14 protein-coding genes and 1 pseudogene are annotated in these 22,007 nt (G+C 35.0%); all 15 read left to right on the forward strand.

The window, feature by feature from the left end:
* Window positions 1-115: 115 nt before the first annotated feature.
* A complete protein-coding gene (locus AB1422_00130) occupies window positions 116-1,312 on the forward strand; it encodes a glycosyltransferase family 4 protein (protein ID MEW6617758.1) in 1,197 nt (398 codons plus the stop codon).
* Window positions 1,313-1,458: 146 nt separating this feature from the next.
* Window positions 1,459-1,899, forward strand: coding sequence for a hypothetical protein (locus AB1422_00135; GenBank protein MEW6617759.1), 441 nt, complete (start codon window positions 1,459-1,461; stop codon window positions 1,897-1,899).
* 2,340 nt (window positions 1,900-4,239) lie between these two features.
* A complete protein-coding gene (locus AB1422_00140; protein MEW6617760.1) occupies window positions 4,240-4,944 on the forward strand; it encodes a hypothetical protein in 705 nt (234 codons plus the stop codon).
* 89 nt (window positions 4,945-5,033) lie between these two features.
* Window positions 5,034-5,789 carry a PIG-L family deacetylase gene (locus AB1422_00145; GenBank protein MEW6617761.1) on the forward strand — a complete coding sequence of 252 codons (756 nt, stop codon included), beginning with the start codon at window positions 5,034-5,036 and terminating at the stop codon, window positions 5,787-5,789.
* Window positions 5,786-7,042 carry a glycosyltransferase family 4 protein gene (locus tag AB1422_00150; GenBank protein ID MEW6617762.1) on the forward strand — a complete coding sequence of 419 codons (1,257 nt, stop codon included), beginning with the start codon at window positions 5,786-5,788 and terminating at the stop codon, window positions 7,040-7,042. The genes AB1422_00145 and AB1422_00150 overlap by 4 nt, the downstream gene beginning before the upstream one ends.
* 16 nt (window positions 7,043-7,058) lie before the next feature.
* The gene (locus AB1422_00155; GenBank protein MEW6617763.1) at window positions 7,059-7,844 is read left to right on the forward strand and encodes an electron transfer flavoprotein subunit beta/FixA family protein; all 786 of its coding nucleotides are present in this window, start codon (window positions 7,059-7,061) and stop codon (window positions 7,842-7,844) included.
* A gap of 126 nt (window positions 7,845-7,970) precedes the next feature.
* Window positions 7,971-8,690: a phosphoribosylanthranilate isomerase gene (locus AB1422_00160; protein ID MEW6617764.1), complete on the forward strand. Its 720-nt coding sequence runs from the start codon at window positions 7,971-7,973 to the stop codon at window positions 8,688-8,690.
* Window positions 8,691-8,738: 48 nt separating this feature from the next.
* Complete coding sequence (gene trpB / locus AB1422_00165) at window positions 8,739-9,941, forward strand: tryptophan synthase subunit beta (GenBank protein MEW6617765.1); 1,203 nt, start codon at window positions 8,739-8,741, stop codon at window positions 9,939-9,941.
* Between the two features lies 1 nt (window position 9,942).
* Window positions 9,943-10,155, forward strand: coding sequence for a hypothetical protein (locus AB1422_00170; protein ID MEW6617766.1), 213 nt, complete (start codon window positions 9,943-9,945; stop codon window positions 10,153-10,155).
* Window positions 10,156-10,295: 140 nt separating this feature from the next.
* Window positions 10,296-11,096, forward strand: coding sequence for a tryptophan synthase subunit alpha (gene trpA, locus AB1422_00175; GenBank protein ID MEW6617767.1), 801 nt, complete (start codon window positions 10,296-10,298; stop codon window positions 11,094-11,096).
* Window position 11,097: 1 nt separating this feature from the next.
* Window positions 11,098-13,053, forward strand: a complete 1,956-nt coding sequence (locus AB1422_00180) for an HD domain-containing phosphohydrolase (GenBank protein ID MEW6617768.1) — start codon at window positions 11,098-11,100, stop codon at window positions 13,051-13,053.
* A complete protein-coding gene (locus AB1422_00185) occupies window positions 13,050-13,922 on the forward strand; it encodes a PEGA domain-containing protein (GenBank protein ID MEW6617769.1) in 873 nt (290 codons plus the stop codon). The genes AB1422_00180 and AB1422_00185 overlap by 4 nt, the downstream gene beginning before the upstream one ends.
* Before the next feature lie 328 nt (window positions 13,923-14,250).
* Window positions 14,251-14,346: pseudogene (locus AB1422_00190) on the forward strand (GxxExxY protein).
* 87 nt (window positions 14,347-14,433) lie between these two features.
* Window positions 14,434-16,968 carry a DUF2079 domain-containing protein gene (locus AB1422_00195; protein ID MEW6617770.1) on the forward strand — a complete coding sequence of 845 codons (2,535 nt, stop codon included), beginning with the start codon at window positions 14,434-14,436 and terminating at the stop codon, window positions 16,966-16,968.
* A gap of 18 nt (window positions 16,969-16,986) precedes the next feature.
* Window positions 16,987-22,007, forward strand: a 5,021-nt coding sequence (locus tag AB1422_00200; protein MEW6617771.1) for a right-handed parallel beta-helix repeat-containing protein, incomplete at its 3' end; no start/stop codon positions are given.

The raw sequence follows: 22,007 nt of genomic DNA on the forward strand, positions 1-22,007 counted from the left end.
GAGTAGTTAACATATAATTACCTTCATAAACTTTTTCCTTTATAGGATAGCATAATTTAGAAGAAAATGCAACTATTTTTTGTTGACATAGCTGGAATTGTGAATTATAATAATTATGATGAAGGTTCTGGTCATACATGATAATTGTAGTATTGGTGGTGGAGCCAATATATATCGAAAAAAACTATCTGAGTTGTTAGAAAAAGAAGGGGTGAAGACATTTGTCTTTACTTATGCCAGTCAAGAAGAGGATAAAGAGACCTATTATTGTTATCATCCCCCTGGTGGAATAAAATTTATTCGATATATCCATAAATACCTTAATCTATTTATCAGTTTAAGAAAATGGATAAATAAGATAAAGCCGGATATTATCCACATTCATCATAATTACATTTTTACCAACACCATCCTCCTGGCGTGTCGAAATAAGGTCCCTATTATCCAGACAGTGCACGATTATAGATTTATCTGCCCCATTGGCACCGGCGTGAAGAAGGTAAAAAAAGAGATTTGTTCTCATTATCAAGGGTTTGGAATTTTGTGTTATCTTGAAGGATGTATTTCTTTAAGAGATTTCATCCGCCAATTTATACTGAAGAAAATTAATAAGTATCTATTAAAGAAGGTCGTAACTTTATTTATTGCTCCCTCTATGTTTATGAAGAATGCCCTGAAGGATTATGGATTAGAGGCGTTATTTATCCCTTTTGGCATAGATTATTCAAAATACGAGGGGATTTCTCCGGCTGGCCAACAATACAGAGTGCTTTTTATCGGCGACCTATATCGCAGTAAAGGAGTGGACATACTATTAAAGGCATTTTGCCGGGTCAGCAAGATTATCCCTAGGGCAAGATTAGATATAGTCGGCGATGGTCCGATAAAAGAAGAATTGAAAAATGAATGCCAAAGGCTAAATCTCCAGAATAATGTTACCTTTTATGGTCGTATGCCTGATGATGAGACGCTAAAGTTTTATTCTAAAACTAATGTTGTTGTGTTACCCTCTATTGTCCTTGAAAATAGCCCATTGATTATCTATGAGGCGATGGCAGCGGCAAGACCCATCATCGGAAGCAGAATCGGTGGCATTCCAGAATTAATCATTGAAGAAGAAACCGGGCTTTTATTTACCCCTGGTGATACACAAGAATTGAGTGAAAAGATATTGCAAACCTTGACGGATAAAGATAAGGCAACTAAAATGGGTATGGCTGGCAGGAAAAAGGTCGAATCACAATTCGGTCAACAAAAATTCCTACAAGAATATCTTAAAATATTTAATGAGTTGGTTAATGAAAAATCATAACCGTTCACCGCAAGATGCCACAGAGACGCATACTATGGTTTTTTGAAAAATATGTAGCGAAGGTCGAGATATCTGTGTTTGTGATTTAAAAAAGCATAAATAGGAAAGGCTACAAGAAAAATTATAAACGAAAGGGGGTGAAAAAAATGAAAAAAATAAGAAAGTTGTTAGTAACAGCGTTTGTTCTTTCGGTGATAGCTACACCTATGTCTGCGTGGGCAATTAACGATCTCTGCTGGAACATAAACGGCTGGTATATAAAGGTGACGGCTAACTATGAGGGAAGTTATTTAGGAAATCAGATATGGTCTTTGCATGGAAAAGGGCCTGCCGGTCCCTGTGAAGGGACAGCCCTTCTTCCTGTAGATGGTTCGTCTATATCAGTCAGTGTTGAATTACTCCAGGCAGGCAATGCTTATGCTGTAATGCACCAGGCAACTCTTAATCCAAATACACTTAGTGGAACAGGTTATTGGCGTTGGTTTGACAGTAGCGCTGCAGGTAGCTCAACCTGGACATTCACAGCACCCGTACCATGGATGCCGGCTGAAACTAAAGGAGACCTTACATCCGCAGGAGTCAAGTAATTTTTCCCTTTTCAGGGAGAAAACAGGTGAGGAGGGGGAAAATGTGAAGGGTTGCCCTTTATATTTTCCCCTCCTCATTCAGCCTCGTAGAGGCGTCCTGGGTGTAGTAGTAGGGTCAGGTGACCTTACTATTACTACTCTACCGTAAATTAAAAAGGAGGGTAACTATTCACCACGAAGAGCACGAAGAACACGAAATGGAATTTAATGTCTTGTAATTTTCGGTAGTGTCTGACAATAACTACAATTTTTTGTAACCGTTCAGGTTTTGAGTTACTAATATTGATTGAGATTTCGGAACACTTACAAAATATTGAATGTAGAATGTAGAATATCGAATGTAGAATGTTCAAAGTATAAAAACGGCTAAACAGAAAAATCCAGAAACTTCATCATTCTACATTCAGTATTCTACATTCGATATTCAATATTATTCCTCTTGCCTGAACGATTACAATTTTTTTAACCACAAAGATCACAAAGAGTTTCACAAAAGAGTCAAAGATTTTTGAGAGAATAAATTTTTCCCTTTATTTCTTTGTGTATTCTTTGTGTACTTTGTGGTTATAGCAGTTATTATTCAAAACTTTACTTAGAATTAAATACTCGTGACTACTCGTAGTGAATTAACAAGTTATGCGTAAACCATTGCTACACTATGTCAAATTAGTGCTATAACTCTCTATATTTTTAGACAATTATGTCCATTTGGCTTGCCTTCCCCCATTTCTTATGATAAAATGGGGAAAAATAGAATGTGAAAATTCTACCTCATCCTTCATTTAATGTCCCATAGGGACAATATATAGCACTTATTAATCGAAATTTGACCAGATATGGCTATGAAATTCCAAATCACAAATTCCAAATTCCATTTAGTGAATTAGTGAATTAAGCGAATTAGCGAATTAGTAAAATCTAATCTCTAATTCACTAATCTCTAATTCGCTTTTTGGTATGTGGAATTTGGTGCTTATTTGGGATTTGGTGCTTGGGATTTGGGATTTTTTACTTATCCACCCTGAGTAAAATTTTGACTAATAACTGCTATATCGGTAAATGGCTTTCCATAAATTTTCTACCAATATATCGTTCCTACGGAACTGATTGATTTGTCTATCTATTGCTACCGATATTATGTTCCTAACGGAACGATTATTCTCATGCCTTATTTATGGGTATTATCCTATGTAAACTTTCAGTTAATAACCGCTATAGTTACCATCAAAGTTATTTTTGAGCCTAACTCTTTTGATCTTTTTGGTAATCAGTTAAAATTCTTTGTTGACAATAGGGAAAGATTTTGGTAAAATATTCCCATAATGGGCAAACCCCGTTAGAAATATCTATAAGTAGTAGAGTGATGAGAAATGGGGAGTGAAACAATCAATAGTGTAGAAGTGTAGAATAACCAAATAAGCTTCTATGACAGACAGTATAAAGGGGAACTGGGGGATTGCAATCCCGGTAACCGTTTAGGGATATAGCCACAGAGCCACAGAGAACACAGAGAGAATATATAACCACGAATGAATACGAATAATAAAAAGCAGGAAAGCGAACCTAAAGGTTCCCACTACACTTATCGAATGTCACAGGTTAATTCGTGTCTATAGCAGTTATTAGTCAAAATTTTACTCAGGGTGGATAAATAAAAAATCCCAAATCCCAAGCACCAAATCCCAAATAAGCACCAAATTCCACATACCAAAAAGCGAATTAGAGATTAGTGAATTAGAGATTAGATTTTACTAATTCGCTAATTCGCTTAATTCACTAATTCACTAAATGGAATTTGGAATTTGTGATTTGGAATTTCAGAGCCATATCTATGTCAAATTTCGATTAATAAGTGCTATATTTGTGGCTAATTTTCCTAATTCTCTGTGAACTCTATACCTCTGTGGCTGAACGCTTACCAATCCCGTACCTGTTTAGCGTGGTCAGAGAGTACAAATGAATGGTACTGACTTAGTGCGAAACCACTTCAAACACAGCAGGTTGTGTAATACAAAATCAAAAATTAAATATTAAAATGCAAAATTACAAATCAAATTTCAAAAAGGACTTCAAGTATTTTAACGCTGAAAGGAAAGAGATAATTTTACTGAACTTTGGCAAAGATAGTTTATAGTTTATAGTTGATACTTATCAGATAGTAGATAGTTGATAGTTGAAGGACTATAGACTATAAACTATAAACCATAAACTATAAACGAGTTTTGCATTTTGCTCTTTGGAGGAAATTGATAAAAATAAAGGTTTTAAATACCTGCTTAAAAACTACAGTTTCCTAATTTTGCAGAACTCTAATGGACAATTAATAAAAGGAGGAAAAGTATGGCTGTTTCATTACTAAAAACAGAAGAGGAACATATTCTTAGAGTCTTACCTACCTTGTTAAAAAGGGATGAACAATTCAAGGGTTCTCTCTATACCATCTTAGGAGAAACCTTTATTAAAAGGGATGACTTCTCTGAACTTAAGGATATTGTAAAGGAACTTGCACTTGCACAGAAAAAGACAGAAGTAAGGGTTGAAGAGCTTGCAGAGGCACAGAAAAGGACAGAGGAGGAACTTAGATTACTGGCATCAGAAGTAAAGATTACCAGAAAAGAACTTAAGGATGATATTAAGGATACCAGAATAAACTTAAGTGGATTAGGTAAAAGTATGAGCTACGCCTTAGAAAATGAAGCATTTCGAATGATTCCTGGCGTATTGAAGGAAAAATATGGCATTCAGCTAAAAGAAAAGCTTATCAGGACAAAACTTGGGAAGAAAGAGATAAACATATTCGGTAAAGCTGAAATAAATGGGGAGGAGGTAGTGCTCGTAGGCGAGACACAACTAAGACTGGATGAGACACGGAAGAAAGACAAAGAAGGTATATTTAAGGACTTAAAAGAAAAAGCAGAGGTAGTAAGTAAGGAATATCAAGGGAAAAGGATAGAGAAGTTGTTAATTGCCCATTTTGCTACCCCGGGGTTTATAAAAGAGGCAGAAGGAAGAGGCATAATCGTCATCCAAAGCTTTGAGTGGTAGTTATAGAGGGATAGTTAACCGTCTTCTCTGGAGTACGGTAATCGTTCAGGTGGTAATAATTCACCGCAGATGCGGTAAACAGTTACAAGATGTTAAATAGAATACTTTCTCGGCAAATAAAAAATTACCTGAAAACATTTTTAAGACCCAAAAATCTGATATTTTGTCCCGAAGTGGTTGATAAACCTGAAGGGAATAATATCATAGTTTTATCTCCGCACTTTGATGATGATGTCATTGGCTGTGGGGGAACTTTGCATAAACATATTCTTGCTCAGGATAAAGTAGCGATTATCTATTTTACTGATGGTCGAGAAGGAGACCCATCCTTTGAGGATAAAGAGTTATTGGAAAAGACAAGAAAACAAGAGGCAATGAATGCCACAAAGACTTTAGTGATTGAAAATTTGATATTTTTAGATGAGCCGGAAACAAGATTAAAATCAACCAAACCCTTAATTAATAGATTATCTGAGATATTTAACCAGATAAAACCAAATTTAGTCTATTTACCCTGGTTTCTGGATAACCATATTGACCACTTTGAGTTAAACAGGATATTTTTAGACCTATCTAAAGAGATTCAATTGGACTTCAATATCTGTGCTTATGAATGCTGGACTCCTTTAATCCCCAATATTGTAGTCGATATTGGAGATGTCATTCCCAAAAAACAGGAGGCACTAAAATCCTACCAGACTCAAATTAGACAGGTAGATTATCTTAGCACGATTTTAGCCTTGAATAAATATCGCTCGGTGACCAATTTACGAGGCAGGAGTTATAGCGAGGCGTTTTTATATCTACCCGTTAAAGATTACTTGAATTTAATGGATAAATTATGAAAAAAGCATTGATAATCACGGAAATAGATTATAAAAAAGCACCTAATGATAGAGTTCAACACCTGATTGAATATCTCTCGCATAAATTTGAAGAGGTAACCGTAGTTTATCGCAAAAGAAATGCGACCAATTCCCTTAAAGCCCTTTTCCTTTTACAAATAACTACATTTCAAGAAAAAAATATCAGATTTATCGAGATAGACCCTTTATTAAATTATAGCCTGGGACTTGTGGGTAGTTTTACTGGTTATAATTTAACAAATCGGTCTTCTATTAAATCCGCTTTTATAAAAGTTTTCTGTTTTTTTTCTTTTATAAAAGATATTTTTCTTGTTTTATCCCTGATTGTGAGTATTCCTTTTAAGATTAAAGATAAATTTGATGTCTGTATTTATCAAAATCCCTGGGAAGGGACAATTAGTCTTTTATTGAAAAGATTAGGCAGGGTTAAATTTATAGTTTATGATAATATAGATTATTTGCCTGTGTTGACAAAATTTCGCACATTTTACACTAAATGGGTAGATAAATATCTTTTAAATAAGACAGATTTAATTATTTGTGTCAGTAAAAAATTATACCAATTGCGGAAATTACAGACGAAAAAAGAGGTATATATTGTCCCTAATGGAGTTAACCACACCTTATTTAAACCAGCACAAAACAAAATTCTACATCCTCCGACATTAATCTATACAGGTAATGTAACACATTGGAGTGGATTAGATTTGGTTATTCATAGTTTAGCCGAGATTAAGAAGGAAATCCAAAATATCAGGCTTCTCATTGTGGGCGCTTCCTTTCCGGCTACCTATGGTGAAGGATTAAAAGAAATTAGTCCCAGACTTAATCTTGAGGAAAATGTTGTCTTTGTTGGCGTAAAGGGATATGCAGAATTACCAGTATTTTTAAAGGAGGCAGACATAGGTTTAGCCTTTTTTCAACCAGTGCCTTTGCGGCAATATGCCTTCCCACTTAAAGTTGTAGAATATATGTCCGCTGGACTACCAGTTATAGGAACAAAAGACACGGAAACTGAGGAGATTATTAATGAGTATAAATGTGGTCAGGCGATTGAATTCACCAAAGAGGCATTTGTGGAATCTATCTGTTCATTACTTACGGATAAAGATAAATACGACTATCTCTCCTCAAATGCAAAAAAATATAGTCCCCAATTTGATTGGAATAATGTTCTTGAAAAAGAATACTTATTAATCAAAAATCTCCACTTGACAAAAATAACAATGTAATCTATAATATTTAAAAATGAAGATAATAGTTTGTATAAAACAGGTGCCTGAAACCTCTGCGGTAAGGATAGACCCAAACACGCATACTTTAATTCGCGAAGGGGTAAAATCTATCATCAATCCCTTTGATATGAATGCGATAGAAACGGCTTTGCAACTAAAGGAAAAGTATTCCGGAGAGGTAGTAGCTATTTCTATGGGACCACCACAGGCAGAAGAAGCCTTGCGCGAGGCTATATCACTTGGAGTAGATGAGGCGGTGTTATTGAGTGATAAGGCATTTGCGGGCGCAGATACATTAGCCACTTCTTATACATTATCTATGGGAATTAAAAAAATAGGCGAATTTGACCTGATAATCTGTGGCAAACAGGCAATAGATGGCGATACTGCCCAGGTAGGTCCTGAATTAGCCCAGATGTTAAATATTCCCCAGATATGCTTTGTTCGTAAGATAGTAGAAATAAAAAACCACACACTTATCGTTGAACGAGTATTAGAAGATGGCTATGAAGTCGTGGAAACTCAACTATCTGCTTTACTCACAGTCGTCAAAGAGATTAATGAACCAAGACTCCCTTCATTACGAGGCAAATTAACCTCTAAAAAGAAAGAAATTATTAAGTGGGGTGCACAAGAACTTGATGTTAACCCGGATGATGTTGGGCTGACGGGTTCTCCCACTCGAGTAATTCGCACATTTACCCCGCCACCTCGAAAAGATAGAAAAATCCTCCAGGGTGAGGTTAAAGATATAGTCAAAGAATTAGTCTGTGAATTGAAACAGAGAAAGATAGTATGAAATAGTGGACAGTGAACAATAGATAGTAATCAGTGACTAGAGGTGTAGTAAGTGGTAACTAATTACCAATTACCAGTTACCAATTACCAGTTACCAATTACCAAAATAAGAAGGAGGGCTTTTAAAATGACCAGGATTAAAGTATGTGGGATAACAAGTAAAACAGATGCCTTTATGTGTATTGATGCGGGCGTAGATATTTTAGGATTTGTTTTTGTAGGGGAGTCTCCAAGAAAAATTGCACCTGAAGAGGCTCAGCGTATTATAAATGACATACCATCTTTTGTTATCACGGTGGGTATATTTGTGAATAGACCAGAAAATGAAGTTGTCAAAATTGCCGAGTTATGTAAATTAGATAGATTACAACTTCATGGGGAAGAATCTCCTCAATATTGTGCTTCTTTTAATCGTAAGATAATCAAGGCATTTAGAATTAGAAGTAGTGATGACCTCACTGTTATCCCCGGGTATAAGGTTTCGGGATATTTACTGGATAGCTATGAAGAAGAGCGTGCTGGTGGAACTGGTAGAACATTTGAATGGAGTTTAGCCCAGGAGGCAACTAAATTTGGACCGATTATCCTGGCAGGTGGACTTACTCCTGAAAATGTCAATCGGGCTATATCCATCGTTCGTCCTTATGCCGTTGATGTAAGCACGGGCGTAGAGGAAAAAGATACACCAGGGAAGAAAAATAAAATAAAATTAACCGAATTCATTAGACAGGTTCAAAATGCTGATAGTGATATTATTATCGCTGATAAGGCAAAAAAACTATTTGAATGGGAAGGGGAAGAAGTAAGAGAGAAAAAAGGTGGATTTCTGTTTTGGAAGAAAAAGTAACAAGGATACGGAAGTCCGAACTTATTCGGGTAAAAGAGGAATAAAGTAATGTTACCAGACAAATATGGACATTTCAAAGCTAAGGATAATTTTTTCGGGGGAAAGTTTGTTCCTGAAACCTTGATGTCTGCATTAGAAGAATTAGAGTCAAATTATCTTAAGACTAAAAATGACACTGAATTCCAGACTCAACTTGACTACTACCTGAAGGTTTATGCAGGCAGACCAACACCATTATATTTTGCTCAAAGGCTAACAGAAAAACTTAACTCTGCAAAAATTTATTTAAAGCGAGAGGATTTATGTCACACTGGCGCTCATAAGATAAATAATACCTTAGGACAGGTGCTTCTGGCTAAATATATGGGGAAGCCACGCGTCATTGCGGAAACTGGGGCAGGACAACATGGTGTAGCCACAGCAACGGCAGCCGCTATGTTTGGATTACAATGTGAAGTTTATATGGGGACCGAGGATGTCCACCGCCAGGCGTTAAATGTCTTTCGGATGAAACTCTTAGGGGCTAAAGTTCATCCAGTAGAATCAGGAAGTAAAACTTTAAAAGATGCCATCAATGAGGCTATCCGTGATTGGGTCACAAATGTTAGAACAACCCATTATGTCATAGGCTCGGTCGTTGGACCGCATCCATACCCAATGATGGTGCGGGATTTTCAAGCAATAATTGGTCAGGAAACCAGAGAACAAATCCTTAAATTAGAAGGTCGTCTGCCAGATTATCTATTAGCCTGCGTTGGTGGTGGAAGTAATTCGATAGGTCTATTTTACCCATTTTTTAAAGATAAAAAGGTGAAATTTATAGGCATTGAAGCCGCCGGTAAAGGACTTAATACAGAATTTCATGCCGCATCATTGCAAGCAGGTAGCCCTGGGGTTTTACATGGTAGCCTCTCTTATGTGCTTCAGGATAAAAATGGTCAGATTACTCCAACTCACTCTGTCTCTGCAGGATTAGATTATCCAGGGGTAGGACCAGAACATAGCTACTACAAAGAGACTGGTAGAGCAGAATATGTTGGAGTGACAGATGATGAGGCACTGGAGTCATTCCAGATTTTAGCCCAAACAGAAGGAATAATTCCAGCATTAGAATCTGCTCACGCCATTGCCTATGCAAAAAAATTAGCCCAAAGACTAAATAAGGATGAGATTATTGTAATTAATCTCTCTGGTCGGGGAGATAAAGATGTAGAAACAGTATCAAAAATATTAAATGAAGAGGTAGATTAAAATGGAGGTATTAGGGTTAATATTAGGAATGTTAGGGTTAATTTTTACTTATATCTGGAGAGCTAATAGTAAACTCCAGAAAGAGATGATGCAAGCATCGGAGAAGATTGAAGAAGGTGCGGTGAAAATTGAAGAAACACAAAGAGATATAGTTCAAATGCTTCTTGAACACACAAGAATTTTGGACAGGATGGAAAGAAAGATGGCCACCTGAAAGTATATGTCAGGTTAAGGTTTTATAGGGTTTCAGGAAATTAAAAGCAAGTAATTGGTTAAATGGTAACTGGTGATTGGTGAATGGTAACTAATTACCATTCACCAGTTACCATTTACCAGATATAAGGAGAGAAAAGATTGAGCAATAGGATTGACTTAAAATTTCAAGAACTTAAGGCAAAAAAACAGAAGGCATTAATTACATTCATTACGGCAGGTGACCCCAGTTTTGAACTTACTTATGAATTAGTGCTCAAATTAGAAAAAAGTGGGGCAGATATAATTGAACTTGGCGTGCCTTTCTCCGACCCATTAGCGGATGGACCGGTAATTCAAGCCTCATCAGAACGGGCATTGAAGAACAAAACATCTCTGACAAAGGTACTGGATTTAGTCAAAGTCCTTCGCAACATTTCTCAGATTCCCATCGTGTTACTTAGTTATTATAACCCTATTTATAAATACGGGGTATCTCAATTTGTCAAAGATGCAAGTTTTGTTGGTGTAGATGGTGTGATTATCCCTGATTTACCACCAGAAGAGGCAGAAGAATTGAGAGATGAAGCTCAATCAAAAAACTTAGCCACTATATTTTTGTTAGCACCGACAAGCACATCAAAGAGAATAAAATTGATTAGTCGAACATCCAGCGGATTTATCTATTATGTTTCCTTAACAGGAATAACAGGTATGCGTGAAAAATTAGAAGGAACATTAGAAGATGTTTTAAGGCAAATTCGACTAATAACGAATAAACCTATTGCCGTGGGATTTGGCATATCAACAAAAGAGCATGTGCATAAGGTTACCTCGATAGCAGATGCCGCTATTGTCGGCAGTGCAATCGTTAATCTTATAGCTAAACATGAAAAAGACCTCAATCTGGTCAATCTCGTAGGCGATTTTGTCTCAAACTTATCTTCCGGGAAATATCAATAAAATGATTGTTATCTTTTTATCATTTTTTATAATCCTAACTAATCTTTTCTTATTAGCATTTACACTTTTAGAAAAAAGAAGTAGTCTCAGAACAACTTACTCATCTCTTCTATCTACCTTAACCCTCTGGATTTTGGGTTTTGGGACATCATCACTTTTTTTAGATGAAACCAATGTTCTTATCTGGCTAAGATGTTCTTATACAGGACTTATATTCTTTCCTGTCATCTTCTTCCATTTTGTCCTATCGTTAACTATGAACCATTCTAAATTCCCTACTATATTAAAGCAAGCGGGATATTCCCTCAGTCTAATATTTGGTATTTTAAATCTCTTAGGTGGACTTATTCAAGGAGTAATCTTTAAAGACGGCTTTTATTATCCAGATATTGGGGTGTTCTATTACTATTATGGAATATATTTTATCCTTTTTATCTTGTATGGAAATTGGTTGTTATATCAAAGATATAACAAGACTAAAAGTGTTATAGAAAAGGAAAGGTTAAAATATTTACTCATAGGAAGTTGTTGTGGAATATTAAGCAGTCTTTCCAATATGGGCATTGATTTTTTTAAAATGCTATATTTAGTAGAATATTTGACCATTGTTATTTTTAACTTGTTCATAAATTATGTCTGTATCAAGTATAAATTAATAGAATTAAATATATTTATAAGGCGAGAACATCTCCATTACCTGACATCAACTATTTTAGTCGGACTAATTGCTTTTATTATTTTAGTTGGACAGAGATTATTTCCATCTAATTTTTTTCTATTAAGCATGATACTGGCTATTGGTTTCGGCTTAAGTTTTCATTTAGTCAGTAGAACAATTAGCCAATTTATAGAAAGGCGATTTTTTAAAGAAACATTCGATAAAAAAGAGTTCCTGAAAAGATTTTCTCAAAATATTACCTCTACATTTGATAAAAATTTGCTTCTTCCATCAATACTTGATGTCCTGGTAAATATTATGGAGATTAAAACAGCCTTGATAATACTTTATTCCCCGGATGAGGAAGAATGTAAAGTAGATTTTGATATGGGATTAAGTGAGACAAAGAGGCGTAAGGCGATATTCTCAAAAACAAAGGGGATGATTAAATGGTTTAGCGAGAATAAAAAAACACTTCTGAAAGAGAATCTACGATTAGACCCCAGATTTGAAAATGTCTTTCAAGATATAGAAAATGATCTTGAAAAGGTAGAGAGTATCTTAGCCATACCGCTGGTTGGGAAAGAAGGGTTAAGGGGGATAGTTTGTTTAGGTGAGAAAGAAAATTTGCAGGGATATAATGATGAGGATATAGCCTTCCTGAATACATTTTGTGACGAAACTACGGTTGCCCTTGAAAATACATTTTTGTATGAAGAGAAGATGAAATATTTTTTAAATACCATTTTGACTTTATTATTCACGATAGAGGCAAAAGATAAATATACTAAAGGGCATTGTGAAAATGTAGGGCGATATGCGGCAATCGTGGCACAGGCACTTGGACTCTCTCCCACAGAAGTAGAAAATATTAAAATTGGTGGCTATCTCCATGATATTGGTAAAATTGGTATTGATGACAAAATTCTACTTAAACCAGGACAACTTACAGGGGATGAATTCGAACAAATTAAAAAACACCCGGAGATTGGCGTGAAAATATTGGAAGCGATTAATCTCCCAGGAGATATTATCGATGCCGTTAAGTACCACCATGAACGAATTAGTGGAAATGGCTACCCAAACTCCTTAACCAAAGATGGAGAACCTTCTTTGCCTTTAGCCGCCTCCATTATTGGTATCGTAGATTCTTATGAGGCAATGACATCTGATAGACCTTATCGAAAGGCATTTAGTAAAGAAGATGCCATCCTTGAATTAGAAAGAGGAAGTGAAAAATTGTATGACCCTAAAATAGTTGAGGTGTTCATTAAATTAGTCAAGGAAGGAAAGATATGAAAAACGATAAGATTACCTGGATATTTTTTATCTTACTTTTAGCCGGCGTAATAGGCGGGATATTTAACCTCCTTCGATTATCCCAGTTCCCTGTAAAAAAAAGAGAGGTTACGGTTAAGGAAAAAATAAGACTCGAAAAGCAACTCCAACCACTTCCGACTAAAATTAAACCTGTTTACCAAAAACCAATTCCTGCTCAACCATCTAAACCGAATAGATTTGGAACCGTTAGTATCTTAAGCTCTCCAGCCGGAGCAAAGATATATCTTGACACTATCCTGCAAACTAAAATTACACCAATGGTTTCTAAAATTAAAACAGGGGCACATCAGATAAAATTAGTTAAAAATGGTTATCAACCATATCAATCAGAAATAATAATAAAACAAGGATTAACAACCTGCATAAATGCTAAATTAGAATTATCTTCGGCAAGTGTATTTATTAACTCAACTCCTCAAGGGGCAACTGTTTTTGTCAATAATGAAAAAAAAGGGATAACTCCTTTAACGATTTCTCCCCTAACTCCCTGGCAACCTTACCAACTACAACTTAGGTTATCTAAATATAATGATTGGTCAGCTAATATATTTGTTGAACCAGGAGAAGAGGCAAAGATGGAAGTAACATTAAAACCCAAACCTAAAGGTTTTATTTATATAACATCTCTTCCTTCAGGGGCTATGGTATATTTAGACGATGAATTAATTGGTAAGACACCCGTGCGGGAATGGACAGTCAGGGCTGGGAATCATATACTCAAAGTCAACAAAGAAGGATTTTTTTCTGCTATAAAAAAAGTTAATGTGCCTGCGGATGAAAGTGTCTTTGTTAATTTTGAATTAACATCGGAGAGTAGTAATCAGTAAAGAAATTTTTCAATACTAAATAAAACTATCTACTTTTTAGATTGACAAAATAAATAAATTATGGTATAGTTTATATGAAGGTTTTGATGAAGTTAAAAGGTAACTATTCACCACGAAGGACACGGAGAGCACGAAGTGAAATTTGATGAATTATCGAATTCATGAAGCTCAAATATTAACATAAATGAAAATAGTAGGCAAGTAGGTAGTAGGGAAGTAGGAAAGGGATAAAGGATGTGCACGGTATTCCTCTTTTGGGGGCAATGTCTCCCCCTTTCCTACTCTCCTACTTCCTACTTTCAGGAGAATCCCCCATTTCACTGACCCATTACCATATATGAAATTGGCAAATATCAAGGTTGGTCTATTGATAAATTTCAATGTGGAAAGATTGAAAGAAGGCATAAAGAGATTTGTTCTGTAACATCTCCCTGCCCTTCGTGCTCTTCGTAGTGAATAGTTACTAAATAATTTGAAAGTATGAATTCAAATTTGAGGAGAAAATATATTAATGTCAAAAAAGAAAAGATCAATTTTTTATCTATCAGATAACATCAAAATATTTATTAGTTTGTTAATAGTTCTTATATCATCTTTTTCAGTAGGATTATTTATATGGAATCTTTGTTATCCTGGTAATCTATCTTCCTTTTTATCTATATTTATATTTTCTCTTAAAGAAATTCATACTCAGTCACTTTTAAGATTTTTAATGACCTCTGGAATTTATTTTATTATAATCTGGGTTATCATCTCATTTTTTATTAATAAGGTTACTAAAGATAATTTAAAAGATGTGTTGATAAGAGATGGGTTGAGTTACCTTCCATGTTTAGTTTTAATTCCAGCTGCCTTCTTACAAACTTTTTTCCCTCAATTACCCAACTTTACTCTCTACCAATCTTTTATTTTTGTTCTTATAGGAGGAAGTATTCTACCTGTTAAGTTGTTTCTTTTCCCTAATTTTAAAATATCTATTTCTTCTCGATTTTCACTAATAGTAATTAGTTTTCTTATAATATCTTATATAGCCATTTTTACACTTATAAGTTTTACTAAATTAGATAAATTTTTATATGGATTATGTGATTTAGGGATGTTTACTCATGTGATGTGGAATACTATTAATGGCAAAATATTATACTTCCAAGTTTTTGGTAAAGGTATTAATTTTTTAGGAGAGCACATGTCTCCTATCTTATTATTACTTGTTCCTTTTTACTGGGTTTATCCAGACCCGAAAACATTGTTGTTTATCCAAACAGTGCTTATTTCATTTGGTGCTATACCTGTATACTTAATTGCTATAAGTGTATTAAAAGATAGATTTGCAGGTTTATGTTTTGTAGTTGCCTATCTATTTTATCCATTTACTGGGAGGGTTAATCTATTTGAATTTCATGAGGTATGTTTTGTTATCCCATTTCTTTTATTTTGTTTTTATTTTCTACAAAGAAGAAATTATAAATTATATTATCTTTTTATGATATTATCATTATCTGTAAAAGAAGAGATAAGTATCGCTATTTTTATGATAGGGTTATATGCATTTTTAGTAATGAGAGAAAAAAAATTGGGGTTAATTACTATAGTTATATCTATAATCTGGGCTCTTTTAGCAATAAAGGTTCTTATACCATTTTTTAGAGGAGGGGAAGAATATTCTCATATCCAAAGATATGTTACCGAAGGTGGTGGAGGATTTCTCCAAATAATTCAATATTATCTTAAGCATCCATTATTAACTTTAAAAAATGCCTTTGGAAATATTCAAATAGTAACTTTATGCTTATTGTTAGTACCTCTTGGGCTTTTACCTTTATTTGCACCAAAGGTTTTATGTTTAGCTTTTCCTTTAATACTTCTTCATTTCCTATCTACATTTGAATTACAACAGGCACTTCAATGGCAATATTCTGCTTCTATTATTCCCTTCCTTATAATTGCTGGAATATATGGATTAAGGAATATAATTATTGGAATAGGGGAAAAAACATCTTATTTAACATCCAAAAGACAAATTAAAGCAAAAGATAATAAAAAAAATATTATATCACTATTAGGAGAAAAAAGAATTACTTTTATAGGTGCAAGTTTTATCCTATCTACTTCTGTTATAGGAAGTTATTTTTTTTCTCATCCTCCATTTTTAAAATTAACAACATGGGAAGGATGGGAATTTAATAATTATAAGAGATTTCTCTCTTTATCATTATCTCCCAAAGATTATTCTACTTCTATTCACCGCAGGTTATACTTTGAGATTAAAAAGATTATTTCGGATAAAGCCAGTTTGTCAGTTCAGGATAGTTTAGCTCCAGAGTTATGTAATCGAGAAAATGTATATCAATACCCTTCTTGTAGTCCAGAAATTGAATACTTTTTTTTAGATGTTTCAACTAATTTTATAAGGACAGGAAGTTTTTGGGAAACTTATAAAAATAACTTATCAGCACTTTTAAATGATGTTAATTATCAACTCCTATTTTATGGAGATGGATTTTATTTATTTTGTAAAAAAGAGAATTGGAATGAAAATATCCTTTTAAGATATGAAAAAGCATTAGAAAAAAAACCTAAAAGATGGGAAAGATTTTATGTAATAGGTGTGGTTTATTCTTTATTAGGTAAATGGAGTGAGGCAAAAGAAATGTTTAAATCCTCCTCAGAAATTGACCTAAATCTTACTATCAAATATCTTCATGAACTTGGAAATTTCCATTATGAGAAAAAAGAATTAGAGAAATGTATGAGTATATTTGAATTAATTGTAGAATTAAATCCTAAATATGAGGATATAGAAATGTATAACAGGTTAGCTAGAATTTATCATCATAAGGGAATGATCGATAAAACTATCATTATAGCACAAAAAATTATAAAGATTGATCCTAAAAATATCAAAGTTTATAACAACTTAGGTTTACTTTATTATAAAAAAGGATTATCTCATAAAGCAAGGGAATTATTTAATAATGTCTTAAAACTTGACCCGCATAATTCCGATGCTAACAAAATGTTACAGATAATATCAAATAAATTTTAAACAGAAGGTAAATAAAAAATGTGGAAAAAGATAAAAGTGGTAGTTTATTTATTAATAATAGGAAGTTTCTTTAACATAGAAATAGGAGAAGCAGTGGAAGTAAATGGTAATCAAAGTGGTATATGGAGTTTAAGTAATAGCCCTTATGTAGTGACAGGTACTGTTACTGTCCTTTCTGGGGAAACACTTGTCATTGAGCCCAAGGTAGAAGTGAGATTTGCTACTAATACTTCGTTGGTGGTTTGTGGAACATTATCAGCTATTGGTACACTTGATGGAACGATTACTTTTACATCTAATGCAGGTACACCTACTCCAGGTAATTGGAATAGTATTAAATTTAGTGGTGTCCAGAGTAAAGGAACAATTAGTTATTCTCTTATAGAATATGGTAAACAAGCGATTTATTTAGAAAATGTTTCCAAAATTACTGTTACTCATAATACAATTAGAAATAATAAAGGTGATGACGGTTCTATATGTGCAGATGGTGAAATAGGAGCAGGAATTTGTCTCTTTTCATCCACCAATAATACTCTTGCCGGAAATATTATTTCAAATAATCAAGGGGGGCAAGGTGGACCAGCTGATTATGGAATCTCAGGTGGTGAAGGAGGTATAGGTGCAGGAATATACTTATTATCTTCGACCAATACTACTATCATAGATAATATCATCTCCAATAATAATGGTGGAGAAGGCGGTCAAGGTGCTGATCGCGCGGCAGGTGGCCACGGAGGTAGTGGTGTAGGGATTTACTTAGAATCATCCACTAATAATACTATTACAGATAACACCATCTCTAATAATAATGGTGGGCAAGGAGGGAGAGAGGGATTTCTATTCTCTTCAGCAGGTGGAGGAGGTATTGGTGCAGGGATATATTTATCATCAAATACTAATATTATTACAGGTAATACCATCTCTAATAATAGTGGTGGTGGTGGTGGTAGTGGTAATGGTTTGGGTGCAGGTGGTGCAGGCGGTATTGGTGTAGGAATATATTTAATCTCATCAACAAATGTTACCATATCAACTAACACTATTTCCTATAATCAAGGTGGTCAAGGAGGACCAGGCGGTGACCACGGTGCAGGTGGTGCAGGCGGTATTGGTGTAGGAATATATTGGCAACAATCGACTAATAATACTATTACAAATAATACAATATCTGATAATAGAGGAGGACAAGGAGGAGGTAGTGGTAGTGAGAATTTAGGAGGTGGTGGAGGTAAAGGTGTAGGAATGTATTTATCATCATCCACTAATAATACTATTACAGGTAATACCGTCTCTAATAATAGAGGAGGAGATGGAGGATCAGGTGGTTTTAAAAGTCCAGGAGGAACAGGAGGTACTGGTGGAGGAATACATTTATTCTCATCGACTCACAATACTATTACAAGTAACACTATTTCCAATAATAGTGGTGGTAAAGGAGGGGGGCCAAATGGTAGTCATGGGAATGGTTATGGTATCTATATTGATTCCAATAGTTATAATAATATCATTGATTCTAATAATACTTACAATGGTGAACCTATCCATTATTACTATGGAATTACTCTACCAACTACAGTTGAAAATCGAACTTTGACACTTACAGGTTCTGGTTCAACCAATCTGGGGAGGATTGTGTTAATTAATTGCTCAAATTTTACTATTAGGAACAATTATATTACTGGTGGAATAGGGGAAAATGGTCAAACAGGAGGTGGATATGATTACCCCGGAGGTACAGGAAGTATTGGTGCAGGAATATACTTATCATCATCCACTAATAATACTATTACAGGCAATACCATCTCTGGTAACAGGGGTGGTCAGGGAGGAGCAGCTGGACCTCATGGCTCAGGAGGGTTAGGAGGTATTGGCGTTGGGATATATTTATTATTATCTACTAATAATACCATTAAAGGTAATACCATCTATAATAATAGTGGTGGTGAAGGAGGAGCAGGCTACGAAATTGGTTCAAGAGGGAGAGGGGGAAGTGGTGTAGGAATCTATTTAGATTCATCTTCCAGTAATACCATTGCCCAGAACAATACTATTACTAATAACATTGGTGGTGCCGGTAATCCAGATGGGAATGGAGTAGGTATTTATTGTAAATCTTCACAAATCTCTCCACTTATTTACAATCATATTTATAACAACCAAACTTACAACCTCCAAACAGACATATCTCCCGGTCCCCAGATAGCCGAATATAACTGGTGGGGTTCTGATCCACCTGAGATATCTAAGTTCTCGGGTAATATCGATTATGACCCATGGCTTAGGGGTACTTATACTACACAAATTATGATTTCTCCTGTAGCGGGGACGGTAGGGACTATCGTTACCGTCTCAGGTCAAGGATTTGGAGAAAATGAATTAATTAGCATAGAATTTGGAACAACTGGCACTATTACCACGGGTAGTACTAATATTTTAGGTACATTCACTACTATTTTTACGGTTAATACCCAACCTTACGGCACTACTACAGTAAGGGCGGTTGGGGTAGATTCGAACAGGTCCTCTGAAATGGTATTTTGCATCCTGCCAAAAATATTTATGGTTAGTCCTACGATAGGAACAGTAGGAACCTTTATCACGGTAAGGGGTAATGGATTTGGGGCAACAGAATCTATTTGTATTGATTTTGGCACTACCAAAACTATTATAGTTACTTTCTCTACCCACAGTGGAAACTTTACTACTATATTTACCGTAAATAGTCAACCATTAGGCACAACAACTATTATAGGAAAAGGTATGCTCTCAGAATGTTTTGCAATAGAAATTTTTTATATCTTGCCACCAACAATATTGAAGATTACCCCTGCCATACAGAATATTGCTGTTAATTCAACATTTACCTGCCAGGTCGAGATAGAGGATGTAAGTAATTTAGTGGCAGGTGATTTGTATATTAGCTATGACTCTAATATCCTTGAAGTAACAGGAGTAGGTAGCGGCACATTTCCACCCAATTGTAATGCAGTAAGTAAAATTACTGCTGGTAAGATAGATTACTCCTTTGGATTATTCTCTGGCTCTGCTACTGGCTCAGGAATACTCTGCTTTTTACATTTTAAAGCGATTGCAGGTGGGACATCAAGTGTAGCAATTGATACAACCCAAGACCGCAAAACAATATTACTTAAAATTGATATAGACACCCCAGAGGAAATCCCGTTTACTAAAGAAGATGCGATATATTATGTAATTAGTAAGATTAAAATTAAACCTCAGGATAAAATAATAAAGGCAGATGAGGATGTTGAATATCAATGTATTGGAGAGTGTGGTAGTGGGTTAGAACTTGATGTTACTGGCTCTACTACCTTTAGTTCAAATGGAGGTGGCTCATTTACACTTAATACCTTCCATGCAAAATATATGAGTACATACACAATTCAAGGGGAATATCTTGGATTTATTGGAACTACATCAGTGATTATCCTACCTGGCACTCCAACAACTTTAGTTTATGTCTCAGGAAATGGTCAGGTTAATACCTGTACCTTTACCTTAAAAGACCCATTTATAGTTAAGGTAGTGGATAAATATGAAAACCCTTGCCAGGATGTAGAGGTAAAGTGGGAAATTATCTCTATCCCTTCTGGTGCAACTTTATATTCTATCTCTCCAACTAATACTACAACCAATGCTCAAGGGACAGTTTCATCTTTCCTTACCTTAGGTACAGAACCTCCAGGAACATATACCATACATGCAATATCAACTGGGCTATCAGGCTCTCCTTGTATCTTTACTGCCCATTCATTAAGACGATTTGGCAATATAGCTGGTTTTTGTTTGTTGAAGTTAGGCACTATTTCCTTAGGTACATGCTCAGATATTCGGGTAAGGATTGTAGAGCTTGGGACAACTACAATGACTAATGATAGTTCTTACTTCATATTTGAGAATATACCAGTAGGAACCTACACCCTTAACTTTGATACCTGGGGAGCATCTCCATCAACTAAGACCAATATTTGTATTAGTCCAACACAATTTGAAGATACTACTTACATTGGTACTATTACGCTATTAGCAGGAGATGTAAATAATGATGGTCAGGTAAATATTGGAGATTGGCCGTTATTTGCAGATGCATGGCGAGAGAAGGCAACTAAAACTCATACCAATTGGGAGCTATATAAAGAGGCAGATTTTAATCATGATAGTAAAGTAGATGCATACGATTTTATTGTTATTAGAAATAATTTTGGTGAACAACAAAAAGGTAAGGCTAAAGAATTAATTGCGATGTCCACAAAGGCTAAAAAGACCTCTGGTAAAATAGAGTTATCTTTTGACCTTGAGACACTTGAAGGGGTAGATATTAACGAGTTGCGTGTTGGGAATATTATCTATCTTAAAATATATGTTCGTGATGCAAAAGACTACCTTGGTGGTGAAATCCATCTTGCTTTTAATCCAAAGGTATTACAAGTAATAGATGCGGATAACAGCAAAGATGGTATCCAGATTCAACCAGGGGATTTTCCACAAGGTTCATTAAATTATACACCTGTTGAACTAAAGAATGAAGTAGATAATTTAGTTGGTAAGATTGATTATGCAGTAGCAGTTTGGGAACCAGAGCAAGGAGAGAAGGGGATATTAGCTATTGTCCCATTTAAGGTAATCTCTTGCGGTGCTTATTCTAAAGTTAATTTTGAGTTTGATGATGAAGAAAACCGCGAAACAAAGTTTATCGAAAGAATTGGTCAGGAACAACCTGTTGACCAGCAACCTGAGGTATTAGATGAGGAAATAATTATCAAAGTGCCAGCGGTATTTAATAATTTAGAGGGTGCATTGGTCTATCCCAATCCTGCTTATAAAGGGCAAGAGGTAACCTTTGATCAGCTTACTACGGATAAGCAAATTACCTTAAGAATTTATAGCCTTGCAGGGGAATTAGTATTTGAAAAGAGTGGAATGAATGAAATCAAATGGAACCTAAAGAATAAAGATAACGAAGATGTTGCCTCAGGTATTTATATCTATTTTTTAAAGGATGAACTCGGCTCGGT

The sequence above is a fragment of the bacterium genome (assembly GCA_040757115.1).
GTDB lineage: Bacteria > UBA9089 > CG2-30-40-21 > CG2-30-40-21 > SBAY01 > JBFLXS01.